Source organism: Parafrankia elaeagni (genome assembly GCF_000374165.1).
In the GTDB taxonomy this organism is placed as follows: domain Bacteria; phylum Actinomycetota; class Actinomycetes; order Frankiales; family Frankiaceae; genus Parafrankia; species Parafrankia elaeagni.
Genome location: NZ_KB893670.1, coordinates 314,183 through 327,208, shown reverse-complemented (window position 1 = coordinate 327,208; position 13,026 = coordinate 314,183). Strand labels below are relative to the sequence as shown.

The window sequence follows — 13,026 nt, the reverse complement described above, 5'->3', positions numbered from 1 at the left end:
TGGATCAACGTGCCCAATCGCATCCGACCCGAAAGTCGTCCCGGCCGTCCGTAAGACGCAGACGGTCATTCGGCATCGTCGTCACAGTGGCTGGCACGCTGCTCGCGCTGCTGTCCGCCTGCGGCCCTCTGGGCTCATCGGGGGGAGGCGCTCCAGGAACCCAGAACGGCGCCGGTGGCGATCTGCAACCGGCGACGGCCTCGTACCAGAGCAACCAGGCGATCAACGTCGGCACGTCCTTCAAGCTCCTCGGTGACGCCCAGATCACCGGGATCCGTTTCTGGAAGGCCGCCGCCACCGTCGGTCCCTTCATCGGCAAGCTCTACAGTTCGGACGGCCGGTCGCTGGCGACGTTGCAGGCGGACCCCGGTGCCAAACAGGGCTGGGTCGAGGCCGGGTTCACCAAGCCGGTCACCCTTGACCGCAAGAGCAGGTATGTGGTGTCCGTCTTCTTCCCGCGCGGGCACTGGGCGGTGACCCCGCGGTACTTCCAGGAGAAGGGGCCGCGGCAGCTCGGACCGGCCGAGCAGCTCCAGGGCGCCTACATCTACGCCTCGGCGGTGAGGTTCCCCACGTCGACAACCACGGACCTGCTGTTCGTCGATCCGCTGTTCTCGCCGGTCACCAGCCCGACGCCGTCGGCGGCTCCGTCGACCACCGCGACGCCGACTCCCCGGGCGACCGCCACGGCCACCCCATCCGCGCCGGCGACCACCGTGCCGGCGACGGTGCCCGCCACCTCACCGGCGCCGAAGCCGTCGAGTTCCCCCAGCTCGTCCACTTCCCCCAGCTCGTCCACGCAGCCGCCCGGCTCCTCCACCGCCGCGTGTGGCCCCCGCCCGACCACAGGCACCACCGGCCCGCCGGCGGGTACGCAGCTGACGTCGCACCCTGGCGGTGAGATCCGGCAGAACGGTGCGGTGCTCGACGGGCTGCAGTTTGCCAGTAAGGTCTCGATCTTCGCGGACAACGTGACGATCAAGAACTCGGTCGTGAACGGTAGCATCATCATCTCGGGCTCCAACACGACCATCGACCATGTGCGGACGAAGGGCATCGGGATCAACCGCGGTCCCCTGCAGGTGATCCGGTACACCGAGATCACGGGCGGCTCGGATCACATCCACATCGACTCGTCGGCCACCATGGTGTCCGATGTGCGAGTGGAGAACAGCTACCTGCACGGCCCGGTCCCGCCGCCCGGCGCGCACATCGACGGGATCCAGGTCCGTGGCGTCAACGGGCTGCGGGTCACCTGCTCGAACCTCGACCTGGGGCCGTACCAGACGACCTACAACGCGGCCATCTACCTGGAGTGGGCCTCCGGCGGTAACCGGAACGTGACCATCGAGAACAACTGGATCAATGGTGGCGGCTTCACCGTCTACGTGGATGCGGAGAACCTGCGGATCGCCAACAACCGGTTCGGCCGCGCCGCGCACTGGGGTCCGTGCAACAACGACCGGCTGAACAGCGGCGGCGGGCAGCGGGCGTTCGTCAGTCAGAACAACGTCTGGGATGACACCAGCGCGGCGCTGAACCTCTGCCGCCAGGGCTGACCGCAGGGGGCTCCGCAGTCCGGACACCGGCCGCCGCCATCAGCTGACGGGGCGGGCCTGACGGCCCGCCCCAAGGGGGAGGGGGACGATGTCCGGCCTGAGGTCTGCCAGACCCGGAGCATCTGTTCGAGTGTGGACACGGTGAGCTGGCGGCGGATGCGGCCCGCGCCGCTGCTCGTGGTGGCGCTCATCGTGATCGGCGGGCTGTCGGCGATCCTGGCCTGGGCCTTCGTCGGTGGCGACGGCTCCGGGGGCGGTGGGGGCGCCTCGGGGCCGTCGGGCGCCTACCTCGCCACACCTCCCGACAACCCCTGTCCGGCCCGGCCCACCGCGGTCAACACCGGCCCGCCGCCGGGAACGTCCCTGACGCCGCACCCAGGCGGAGAGATCAGGCAGGGCAACGCGATCCTCGACGGCCAGGAGTTCTCCGGGCTGGTGACGATCTACGCGAAGAATGTGACGATCAGGAACTCGGTCGCAGCCGAGGGCATCGTCATAGCGGGCAGCGACGCCACTATTGATCATGTGCGGACCAGGGGTATCGGGATCAATACCGGTGATCGGCATGTGATCCGGTACACCGAGATCTCGGGTGGTGCGGACCAGATCCACATCGACTCCTCGGCCATGCTGGTGTCGGATGTGACGGTCGAATCCAGCTACCTGCACGACCCGAATCCGCAGCCGGACGCGCACTTCGACGCGATGCAGGTCCGTGGGGTCAGCGGATTGCAGGTCAGCTGCTCGGACCTCGATCTGGGCCCGTATGAGTCGACGTACAACGCGGCTATCTATCTGGAGTGGGTTGCCGTCGGTAATCGCGATGTGACCATTGACCACAACTGGATCAACGGTGGTGGCTTCGCCGTCTACGTGGATGCGGAGAACCTGCGGATCACCAATAATCGTTTCGGTCGCGACGCGCACTGGGCGCCGTGCAACAATGACCGTCGGAACAGCGGCGGTGGGGTGCGGCCGTTCGTCAGCAAGGGCAATGTGTGGGATGACACCGGCGCCCCGTTGAACCTCTGCGGCCAGGGCTGAGCCGGCCCGTCGCCGCGGTACTGCGGTGACGGGCCGCGAGTGCCCTACGTGGGTGTACCCGTCCGGGTATAGTGCTGGCGGGCCGCTGAGACAGTAGGCCCGACGATCATGTGCCTGGGGGGGAGTTCGCATGAGCGAGGTGACCGGCTTCCTCCTGCCCTCTGGGCGATCGCGAGAACCCTGGTGGGCTGGCCGGAGACTCTCGGTAACCGCCCGACGGGCAATCCCGGCTGCCGCCGAGGGCGCTCATGCCGGCTGGAAGGCCGGGGACCGCCGCCACGAGAACCGTTCCAAGGCGCTGGGATCGCGCGACGGGCCTGCCCATCGCGCCGTGGCGGCCGTTTCCGTCCACCTTCCTGTTGACCGCTTCTGATCGTTCCATCAAAATTCTCGGTCGCAGCCGGTTAACGGGACATGCGATCGTGTTATCCGGACAGTGCTTCGGTGACGTCGGATCGTGGGGGGAAACATGAAAGTCGGCATTCTCGCGGGTGGCCTCGGCAGCCGGCTTGCGGAAGAGACCACCATCAAGCCCAAACCGATGGTGGAGATTGGCAGCCAGCCGATCATGTGGCACATCATGAAGTACTACGCGCATTTCGGTTTCACCGATTTCGCGGTGGCACTCGGCTACCGCGGCGAGTACATCAAGCGGTGGCTGGTCGACTACGCCTCGTTGGCGAACGACCTGACCGTCTCCCTGCGGGACGGCACCGTGCGCCAGCACACGGCCGACGGTGAGCGTGAGGACTGGAACATCGGCCTCGTCGAGACCGGCCAGGACACCAACACGGGCGGCCGGATCAAGCGTCTTCAGCCCTGGATCGGCACCGAAGGAACCTTCATGCTCACCTGGGGTGACGGTGTCTCGAACATCGACCTCAACGCGCTGCTGGAGTTCCACCGGGCGCACGGCAAGCTCGCGACGCTGACGGCGGTGCGTCCGCCGGCCCGGTTCGGCCACCTCGAGATCGACGACGACAGCCAGATCACGGAGTTCTCCGAGAAGCCGCAGACCGGCGAGGGCTGGATCAACGGCGCCTTCTTCGTCCTCGAGCCGGAGATCTTCGACTACATCGAGGGCGACGCCACCCAGTTCGAGAAGGAACCGCTGGAGGAGCTGGCCAAGGACGGCCAGCTCATGGCCTACCGGCACGGCGGTTTCTGGCAGTGCATGGACACCCTCCGCGATCGTCGGCTGCTTCAGTCCATGTGGGACTCGGGTAGCGCCCCCTGGAAGGTCTGGTTCTGACACCGATGCGCATTCTCGTCACCGGCCACGACGGGTACATCGGTACCCGTCTGGTCCCTCTCTTCCAGCAGGCGGGCCACGAGATCCTCGGGCTGGACAGCGGCCTGTTCACCGACTGCACGATCGGTGCCGAGCCGGCCTCGATCCCCGCGGTCCGTGTCGACATCCGGGATGTCACCCCCGACCACTTCGAGGGCGTCGACGCGGTCGTCCACCTGGCGGCGATCTCCAACGATCCGCTGGGCAACCTCAATCCGCAGACCACCTACGACATCAACGCCCACGCCACCATCGGCGTGGCGCGGGCCGCGAAGGCGGCCGGGGTCAGCCGGTTCGTGTTCTCGTCGTCCTGCAGCCTCTACGGCGCGCACGGTGACGCTCCGATCGCCGAGAACGCGGAGTTCCTCCCGGTCACCCCGTACGGCGAGTCCAAGGTCATGGCAGAGAAGGAACTGGCAGAGCTCGCTGGTGACGACTTCAGCCCGGTGTTCCTGCGCAACGCGACCGCCTACGGGCTGTCGCCCCGGCTGCGCGGCGACCTGGTGGTGAACAACCTCACTGGGTATGCGGTGACCACCGGCAAAGTGCAGATGAAGAGCGACGGCACCCCGTGGCGTCCGCTGGTGCACATCGAGGACATCGCCCGGGCGATGCTCGCGGTCGTCGAGGCGCCCCGCGACCTCATCCATCTGCAGGCCTACAACATCGGCCGGACCAGCGAGAACTACCAGATCCGCGATGTTGCCAAGATCGTCGAGGAGATCGTGCCGAACAGCCGCATCACGTTCGCCGAAGGGGCCAGCCCCGACAAGCGCAACTACCGGGTGGACTGCGACCGCTTCGCCGAGACCTTCCCGTCCTTCCAGCCGGTGTGGACCGTGCGCAAGGGCGTCGAGGAGCTCTACGCCGCGTTCCTGGCCACCGAGCTGTCGTACGACGACCTGATCGGCGCCCGGTTCCAGCGGATCCGGCGAATCCAGGAGCTGATCGACCAGGGCCTCCTGGACGACACGCTGCGGTTCACCTCACCGGGATCCGCCGCCCCTGCCGCTACGACAGCGGGCGCCGCGGGCGCCGACAGATCGTGAGCGACCTGCTGGGCTGCCGCTCCTGCGGGCAGACCGGGCTCAAGCCGTTCCTGGCTCTCGGCACCACGCCGTTGGCCGACGCGCTGGTCACCGCGGAGCGGCTGGGCGAGCCGGAGCCGCGGTTCCCGCTCGACGTTGCCTTCTGCTCAGCGTGCTCGTTGGTGCAGATCCTGGAGGAGGTGCCGCCGGAGCAGCTCTTCGTCGAGAACTACCTGTACTTCTCCTCGTTCTCCGAGCACCTGCTGGGGCACGCCCGTGAGCACGCGCTCGGGCTGATCTCCCGGCGCGGGCTGGGCGGTGACAGCCTCGTTGTCGAGCTCGCCAGCAACGACGGCTACCTGCTGCGTACCTTCGTCGAGCACGGCATCCCGGTACTCGGGATCGACCCGGCGCCGGACCAGGCCGCCGCGGCTCAGGCGGCCGGCGTGCCGACACTCGCCGAGTTCTTCGGTACCGACCTCGCGCGCCGGATTGTCGCCGAGCACGGGCACGCCGACGTCGTGATCGCGAACAACGTGATGGCGCACGTGCCCTTCCTCAACGACTTCGTGGCCGGGATGGCCCTGCTGGTCGCCGACGACGGACTGATCACAGTCGAGAACCCTTATGTGCGGGACCTGATCGAGCACCGCGAGTTCGACACTGTCTACCATGAGCATTTCTGTTACTACTCGTGCACGTCGGTCGACACGCTCGTCCGTCGGCACGGTCTTTTCCTGAACGACATCGAGTACTTCCCCGATCTGCACGGCGGCACCCTGCGCTGGCACATCGGCCCACGCGAGCAGGTCAGCGATGCCGTGCGCCGCTACCTGGCGAACGAGGCGATGGCCGGGCTGACGTCCTTCGACTACTACGTCGATTTCGGTGTGGAGGTCGAGCGGATCCGCCGCGACCTGCGGTCACTGCTGGAATCCCTGCGGGCGGACGGGAAGCGGATCGCCGCCTACGGTGCCGCCGCCAAGGGCAGCACGCTGATCAACTACGTCGGCATCGGCACCGATCTGGTGGACTTCGTCGTCGACCGCAACGTGCACAAACAGGGCCGGTACATGCCGGGCGTGCACCTGCCGGTCCGCGAGCCGGCAGCGCTGCTGAGTGAGCAGCCCGACTACGTGCTCCTGCTGGCCTGGAACTTCGCCGACGAGATCATGCAGCAACAGGACGAGTACCTACGGCGGGGCGGAAAATTCATCGTTCCCGTCCCGACCCCGAGGATCGTGCCGTGACGCAGCATGCCGTGACCCGGCCCATCGACCAATGTCCGGCCTGTGGCGACTCGAATCTCACGCCGTTCTACGCCAAGGATGGCGTTGCCTCGCACAGCTGCCTGCTCATGGACGACGAAGCAGAGGCTCTGACTTTTCCCAAGGGTGACCTGAGGATCGTCTTCTGTCAGAACTGTGCGTTTGTTTTCAACACTCACTATAATGGCTCGCTTGCCGCTTACTCTGCTCGCTACGAGGAGACGCAGGCGTTCTCGCCGCTGTTCCGGGATTTTGCCCGAGATCTCGCGAAGCGTTGGGTGGAGAAGTACAACCTGCACGATTCTTCGGTGCTGGAGCTTGGGTGCGGCAAAGGCGAGTTCCTGGTCAACATGATCGAGGAGGGAGCTGGCTCCGGTATTGGCATCGATCCGGGAGTGCACCCGGAACGGATCGACCCGGCGTTGGAAAGCCGGATCACCTGGATTGCCGACTACTACGGTCCGAAGTACAGCCATCTGAAGGCCGACGCGGTGGTGTGCCGGCACACCATGGAGCACATCTCACCGGTCGGTGACTGGATGCGTGACATCCGCGCTGCCATCGGCGACCAGCCTGACACGGTCGTCCTGTTCGAGCTGCCGGACGTGTTGCGCATCCTGGAGGAGGCCGCCTACTGGGACGTGTACTACGAGCACTGCTCCTACTTCAGCGCGGGCTCGCTGGCCAGGCTGTTCCGTGCGACAGGGTTCGAGGTGCTGGAGATTACCCGGGAGTACGACGACCAGTATCTGGTGATCGAGGCTCGGCCGACGGCGACCCCGGCGCCAGGCGAGCCGCTCGCGATCGAGGACGACCTCGATCGGCTGCGCGCCTCCCTGGAACCGTTCGAGCAGTCGGTTGCAGCCAGTCTGGCGACCTGGGCGGACGAGATCCGCACGGTGCGCGCCCGGGGCGGCCGGGTCGCGATCTGGGGCTCTGGCTCCAAAGGGGTGTCCTTCTTCGCCGGGCTGGGCGAGACGGCCAGGTCGGTCGACTACGCCGTCGACATCAACCCGTACAAGCACGGCAAGTTCATGGCGGGAAGCGGCCACCGGATCGTGGCTCCCGAGCAGCTTGCGGCAGACCGGCCCGAGCTCGTCATCGTGATGAACCCGATCTACCTGACCGAGATCGGCGAGCTGCTTCAGAGCCTTGGAGTGCGTACTGATCTGCGGGCAGTCTAGCGCTGTGACGGAGTCGGTTACGGCGAACTCGTTGGTCGTGGGCGGCAGCGCGGTCATCACCGACGAGCGGGGATGGATTCTGCTGGAGCGTCGCCGCGACAACGGGCGCTGGGGCCTGCCCGGGGGTGGCATGCAGATCGGCGAGTCGTTCGCCGACTGCGTGGTCCGCGAGGTCTGGGAGGAAACCGGCTTCGAGGTGCGGGTGGACCGTGTCGTCGGCGTGTACTCCAACCCGGACAACATCATGGTCTACCAGGACGGCGAGCGCCGTCAGGAGTTCAGTGTGTGCTGTGCGTGCACGATAGTCGGCGGTGAGCTACGGGTGAGCCATGAATCCCTGGCCGTCGAGTTCGTCGCCCCGGCGGGCTTTGACGGGCTGGAGTTCCACGAAAGCGCACGGCTGCGGATCCAGGACTATTTCGCGGGTGGACCGACAGTGCTACGATGACCCTCCTTCGCGCTGGGTCGTGTGCCCGGCCGGAGGTGTGTTTCGAGGGCCGCCGTCAGCGGAGACCAGGATCGCTGCCGCACTGCGCAGACAATGGAACAGGCTTGGTGGGGACGGTCTGCCTGCTGTTTTTCGCAGCGTGGCCGTTCAAGCGTTAAGGACAAGCTATGACCGCGATATTCGCCGATGCCGCGATGCCTGACGACAGGCGGCGGACCCTGATTTACCAGGGGAACATCTTCGTCGTCGCGCCGAACGCGGCCACCCTGGCGCTCACCGAATTTGCTCGTGGTCTGCTCGAGGAGGTGTTTTCGCCGCATCATCCGACGCGGGCCCAGTACGAGATGCCGGTCGAGAGGTTCGTGGAGATCTTCGGCCCGGTCAAGCCTCGCTTCATCCACCATCCACGGACGAAGGATCTGGTGCGCGATGTGGTGGAGCAGCTCGGCGCTGACCTGGCTGAGACCTACATCGACGTGCCCAGGCTGCGTGGGGTGACCAGCGATGGTTACCTGACCGCCGGAGCCGGTTACGCGTTTCCCCTGCATCGTGACGTGTGGTGGTCGGCGCCGCTGGCGCAGATCAACTGGTGGCTGCCGATCTACGACTTCGAAGCGGAATCCTCGATGGCGTTTCACCCGCACTACTGGGAGAAAGGCATCAGTAACGGGTCGGAAGAGTTCAACTACTACGTCTACAACGCGACCGGGCGGGCACAGGCAGCGCAGCACATCAGCAGGGACACGCGGAAGCAGCCTGGCCCCCGAGAACCCGTACAGCCGGACCCCCAGCTTCGAGTCGTCTGCCCTGTCGGCGGAATCATCGGGTTCTCGGCGGCGCAGATGCACTCGACGGTGCCGAACACCTCGGGCCGTACGCGGTTCAGCATCGACTTCCGCACCGTGAACGTCTCCGACCTCCGCGAGGGCCGGTCCGCGCCCAATGTGGACAGTTACTGCGAAGGCACCAGCCTGCGTGACTTCCGGCGGGGTACCGACGGGGCGCAGGTTCCCGGCGAACTGGTCGCACGGTACGACAGCGGGGAGGTCCCGGAGGGCGCCGTGCTGGTCTACGAGCCGACGTCACGGTAATCCCGACCTCGACACGACACATCCTCACGGCAGCAGGAGGACCATCACCACCGATCCGCCGCATATCCGTCGAAGGTTGGAGGCGACACGCTACTGGATTCCCGCGCGGGGCTTCCCGGTGATCGCGGCGCGTGCTTCGCCCGCCATGTGCCGCCAGTAGGGGCGCGCCCAGTTCTGGGTGACGGCATCCAGACAACGACGCCGCTCGGCAAGATCCAGCTCAGCCTTCCGCACAGAGCCGATCAGATGAACGGTCATCTGTGTCATCGGCAGGGACTTACGCTTACGCAAGGCGGGGTCGAACCACGCCGCCCGGTCCTGGTAGTCCGGATTCGCGTTGACCGAGTTCTCCTCGTGGAACCGCCGGAAGAAAAGCCGCTCCGGCACCTCCAGAAAGCGGCCGCGCAGGGCCATCTCAGCCAGAAACACGACGTCTGACCCCACGAACCGATCGATCAGCCGAGTCTCGCGGACCACCTCGGACCGCATCACACCGAAAACAGGATGGTACTCCGTCCGGGCGGCGAGGAAGTGGGCCAGGCGTTCGTGCGGGGCCCGCTCCCGCAGATCCATCCCGTCCTCGAAATCGCCCACGACCTGGTCCTGCTTGTCGATGAGGGAGGTCTTCGGGTAGGCGAGCACGGCCTCTGGGCCGAAGTCCTGCAGCGCTGCCACGCACCGGGAGACGAGAGTCGGCGCGAACAGGTCGTCGTGCGCAGTCCACCGGAAGAAATCGCCCTCCGCGGCGTCAAAAGCGCGGTTGTAGTTCCAGGCGGCACCACGATTTACCGGGGAGCGCAGGTAGACGATCCTGCCGTCCCGTTCCGCTGCCTCCCGGCAAAGTCGCTCGGTGATGTCGGTGCTGCCATTGTCCAGCAGGAGGAGCTGAAGGTTCGGGTAGTCCTGCGCGAGCAGTGACCGAAGCGCTCCGGCCAGGTAGTTCTCGCCGTTGAAAACCGGTAGGGCAACTGTCACCAGTGGGAAGCCGCGGTCCGCCGCCACGCTGCCGTCGTCACCTTCGGCATTTCCGGACGGCTTCGTCAACGTGTTCTCGCTGGGTTTTGCTGTCGTGCTCACAGGCACGTTCCCCTCCCCTGAGAGCCGGTCTCAGCCGCTCTGTGGCAGCGCCTGGCTGACATCATTCTGGTTGGATTGAGCTTGAGCTGCCGGCGCACTCGGGCGACCGACCCCGGCGAATCGCCGAAGATCTTGTAGGGCATCCGGACGCAGGACCGCCATCAGGCCGACGTAGCAGGCCCCTCCCGCGGCGACGGAGCCTACCAGGTTGGCTGCGGCCGGCAGTCCGGCCAGCGTTGCACCATACTGCACCACGGCTGTCAGCGCGGCGGTCACCAGCGTGGTCCATAAATACGGCCAGATGCTCTGGAACAGTTCGGAGATCCGAGCGTTGATGAGTCGGAACGGGATGATGAAGCCCGGTGGCAGCAGCAGGATGATGACGATTCCATAGGCCGCCGCCACACCGTTTGTGCCCCAGGGCAGCCCGGCGAAGTAGCTACCGAGCATCAGCAGCCCGGAAAAGATCCCCCAGCGCAGGTACAGGTCCGTCCGGCCCTGGGATTCGAAGATTGTTCCGGTGCTGAAGCTCACCGCCTGGATACCGCCGATCGGTGCCAGGATCTGGATCAGGGGGACCAGTGGATCCCACTGCTCACCGAGCACGACGTGGACGAGGTTGTCCGCTACTACAGCCAGCACAGCCATGGCCGGAAAGCAGAGCATCGCGCAGACGGCGCAGGCTCGGAAGTAGATCCGGCGCACCTCCGCGTGATCATCCTTGATGCGTGACAACCCGGCGAACATGACCTCCTGCAGTGAGGTCAGCACGGAGGTCACCGGGTACATCAGCACCCGCTGTGCCATGCCGTAGAAGCCGAGCGGACCGGCGCCGAGGAAGCGGCCAACGATGATCTTGTCGCCGTTCAGGAGAAAGAAGTTGAAGACGTTGAACGCGCTCAGGTTTGCGCTGAAGCCGAGGAGCTGGCGGATATCGGTGAAGGAGAAGTGGGCGTTCGGCCGCCACGGCGAGGCGAACCAGACGATCACGGTGGTCATCGTGTAACCGGCCACGTTGCCGACGACCAGCGACCACACCCCCGCGCCCAGGACGCCGAGGACGATCGACGAGACGCCGTTGACCAGCGTACCGATGATGTTCGCGGCGGCGACGGGGGCGAACCTCAGATCGCGGCGCAGAAGCCACTGCTGTAGGTCTCCGGCGCTGAGCACGAACAGGCTGAGCCCGATGACCTGCAGCACCGGAGTCAGCGCGGAGTCACCGTAGCCGGCGGACACCAACGGCGCGAGCAGGGCGAGCAGCCCGGTGATGGCCACACCCAGCCCGAGGTTGAAGAAGAACACGCTGCTGAGCAGGCCTTGGTCGACATGGTCGCGCTGGACGACGGCCATGCCCGTCCCGAAGCCGCGCAGGATCTCCAGGAAGGACAGGACAACCAGCGCCATGACCATCAGCCCGAACGCCCGGGGCTCCAGGATCCGCGCCATGGCGAGCTGGACGACCAACCGGATGATCTGCACCCCGACCTGGTTGATCGACATCCAGCGCACGCCGCTCACCATCGAGCCGGCAGCGGGTGCCTGACTTCCGGGCACAGTGCCGTCCGACCCCGGGCCAGCCGGCACAGCGCCGCCCTGTTCCGGCCGGCTCTGGTGGGATCGGCGCCGGTGCCGACCACCCCCTGCCTCGCGGCCCTTGACCAGACCACGCACTGCGTCGCCCCTAGCTTCGGTCAGAGGGGAACAACGTCCACCCGGACATCAAGATCGTCGAGAAGCGCCCTGACCTCGTTCAGGTACAGCGCGTTCGCCAGCAGCACCCGGGTGACGGCCGTGCCGGGGACCTCCTCAGGTGCGATCACCTGGTGGCCCGTGCCCGGAATGAAAGTTCCCTGCTTGTTCGGATTGAGATCGACGACTCCCAGGACCGCCGGCCCGGGCCCGATGACGTTGAGAAAGTTCACTCCCTTGGAACCAGCCCCCCAGACGAGCACACGTGCCTGATCGGACGGTGGCGGCTCCGCGATGGAGCCGTTCTGCAGGATCTCGATGGTCAGGTCAGGCATTGTCGGGCCGGTGGGTGGGATGGTCGAAACATCGAGCTCACGCATCCACCGGCTGATGACGTCGGGATAGCGGCGGCCAAAGCTGCGCGCGTGCTCGACATAACGACTGACCGCGGCCAGGTCCTCGCCCGGCGCGAGCATTCCCGAGGGAGCTGCGGCATCCTCCGGCCCGGCTGTTTTCGCTTCGACCCACAGAAACTGCTCGCCGAACGCCGTGCCGCCTGCCGTGACCTCGAAGCCGGCTGCGGTGACTACGCCACTCAGGCCCGCCGGAGAGAAATACGTCACATGTGGGTAGATGTAGTCCCAGGCCCCGGCCTCGCTGAGCAGAAAGCCGCCGTTGGGCACCTCGAGGTAGATCGATGCCTCGCGGTCCCCGAGAGCCTCGCGGATGTTCTCCAGGAAGGCGCGCGGGTCCGTTACGTGTTCGAGGACGTGCCGGCAGACGACGAAGTCTCCAGGGAGGTGGCGGTAACGCGGACCGTAGTAGTCGACGACGAAGGCGACGTCGACATCCTCGGCCCGCTGCGGCCCGATGTAGGTCGGGTCGTACCCCGTCCCGGACGTGCCGGCGAGACTGCACAGCTCCCGGAGAAAGTCACCCTTGCCCGAACCGATCTCGACGACAGGACGGCTGGCGAGACGATGTGTCGTGATCAGGCGGTGCGCCAGCTCGGTCGCGTAGGCTCGAAAGGTGCTCGAATAATGCAACGAGTTGTCATAGTGGCCGTCGTATTCGACCAGGTCGGGGTCGAAGGCGACGTTGACGAGGGTCCCGCACCTGCCGCACAGGTGAAGGTCGAGTGTCCGCCGCAGTGCGCCGAGTGCTTCATCCCTGGTCGCGCAGAGGACTCCGGTGAGGACCGGCGAACGCTCAACCAGGAACAGGGGCTCCAGGCCGGTGGCCTGACAGGCCGGACAGGTCCCTCGCGGTTCGGATCCGGGCACGGCGCGATCCTCGAACTCGATGTGGTCGGGGCTGGTCCGGCGTGGGGTCATCCGGCGTGGG

General features: G+C 66.3%; 11 protein-coding genes. 8 read left to right on the top strand and 3 right to left on the bottom strand.

Annotation, left to right across the window (positions count from 1 at the left end):
• The first annotated feature begins 86 nt into the window (after nucleotides 1-86).
• From B207_RS36610 to B207_RS0101365, 8 genes are all read left to right on the top strand, one after another.
• Nucleotides 87-1,559, top strand: coding sequence for a DUF4082 domain-containing protein (locus B207_RS36610; RefSeq protein ID WP_018634718.1), 1,473 nt, complete (start codon nucleotides 87-89; stop codon nucleotides 1,557-1,559).
• 132 nt (nucleotides 1,560-1,691) lie between these two features.
• Entirely contained in the window at nucleotides 1,692-2,603 is a 912-nt protein-coding gene (locus B207_RS0101395) for a right-handed parallel beta-helix repeat-containing protein (RefSeq protein ID WP_018634717.1), read from the top strand.
• A 469-nt stretch (nucleotides 2,604-3,072) separates the two neighbouring features.
• Nucleotides 3,073-3,855 (top strand): glucose-1-phosphate cytidylyltransferase, encoded by a 783-nt coding sequence (rfbF, locus tag B207_RS0101390; RefSeq protein ID WP_018634716.1) that lies wholly within the window; start codon nucleotides 3,073-3,075, stop codon nucleotides 3,853-3,855.
• 5 nt (nucleotides 3,856-3,860) lie between these two features.
• The gene (locus B207_RS0101385) at nucleotides 3,861-4,943 is read left to right on the top strand and encodes an NAD-dependent epimerase/dehydratase family protein (protein WP_018634715.1); all 1,083 of its coding nucleotides are present in this window, start codon (nucleotides 3,861-3,863) and stop codon (nucleotides 4,941-4,943) included.
• The gene (locus tag B207_RS0101380; protein ID WP_018634714.1) at nucleotides 4,940-6,172 is read left to right on the top strand and encodes a class I SAM-dependent methyltransferase; all 1,233 of its coding nucleotides are present in this window, start codon (nucleotides 4,940-4,942) and stop codon (nucleotides 6,170-6,172) included. The genes B207_RS0101385 and B207_RS0101380 overlap by 4 nt, the downstream gene beginning before the upstream one ends.
• Nucleotides 6,169-7,374 (top strand): class I SAM-dependent methyltransferase, encoded by a 1,206-nt coding sequence (locus B207_RS0101375; RefSeq protein ID WP_230204773.1) that lies wholly within the window; start codon nucleotides 6,169-6,171, stop codon nucleotides 7,372-7,374. The genes B207_RS0101380 and B207_RS0101375 overlap by 4 nt, the downstream gene beginning before the upstream one ends.
• A 4-nt stretch (nucleotides 7,375-7,378) precedes the next feature.
• Nucleotides 7,379-7,822, top strand: a complete 444-nt coding sequence (locus B207_RS0101370) for an NUDIX domain-containing protein (protein ID WP_035739612.1) — start codon at nucleotides 7,379-7,381, stop codon at nucleotides 7,820-7,822.
• Nucleotides 7,823-7,989: 167 nt separating this feature from the next.
• Nucleotides 7,990-8,913, top strand: a complete 924-nt coding sequence (locus tag B207_RS0101365; protein ID WP_018634711.1) for a hypothetical protein — start codon at nucleotides 7,990-7,992, stop codon at nucleotides 8,911-8,913.
• Between the two features lie 90 nt (nucleotides 8,914-9,003).
• Here the strand turns inward: B207_RS0101365 and B207_RS0101360 are convergent, their stop codons facing one another.
• From B207_RS0101360 to B207_RS0101350, 3 genes are all read right to left on the bottom strand, one after another.
• Nucleotides 9,004-9,957 (bottom strand): glycosyltransferase family 2 protein, encoded by a 954-nt coding sequence (locus B207_RS0101360; RefSeq protein ID WP_230204772.1) that lies wholly within the window; start codon nucleotides 9,955-9,957, stop codon nucleotides 9,004-9,006.
• Nucleotides 9,958-10,020: 63 nt separating this feature from the next.
• Nucleotides 10,021-11,502 (bottom strand): lipopolysaccharide biosynthesis protein, encoded by a 1,482-nt coding sequence (locus B207_RS0101355; protein ID WP_268258181.1) that lies wholly within the window; start codon nucleotides 11,500-11,502, stop codon nucleotides 10,021-10,023.
• Between the two features lie 182 nt (nucleotides 11,503-11,684).
• Nucleotides 11,685-12,965 carry a class I SAM-dependent methyltransferase gene (locus B207_RS0101350; protein WP_035739680.1) on the bottom strand — a complete coding sequence of 427 codons (1,281 nt, stop codon included), beginning with the start codon at nucleotides 12,963-12,965 and terminating at the stop codon, nucleotides 11,685-11,687.
• Nucleotides 12,966-13,026 lie beyond the last annotated feature (61 nt).

Coding starts and splice junctions, on each gene's coding strand:
- rfbF (WP_018634716.1), top strand. CDS start 3,073: ATGAAAGTCGGCATTCTCGCGGGTGGCCTCGGCAGCCGGCTTGCGGAA.
- B207_RS0101385 (WP_018634715.1), top strand. CDS start 3,861: ATGCGCATTCTCGTCACCGGCCACGACGGGTACATCGGTACCCGTCTG.
- B207_RS0101365 (WP_018634711.1), top strand. CDS start 7,990: ATGACCGCGATATTCGCCGATGCCGCGATGCCTGACGACAGGCGGCGG.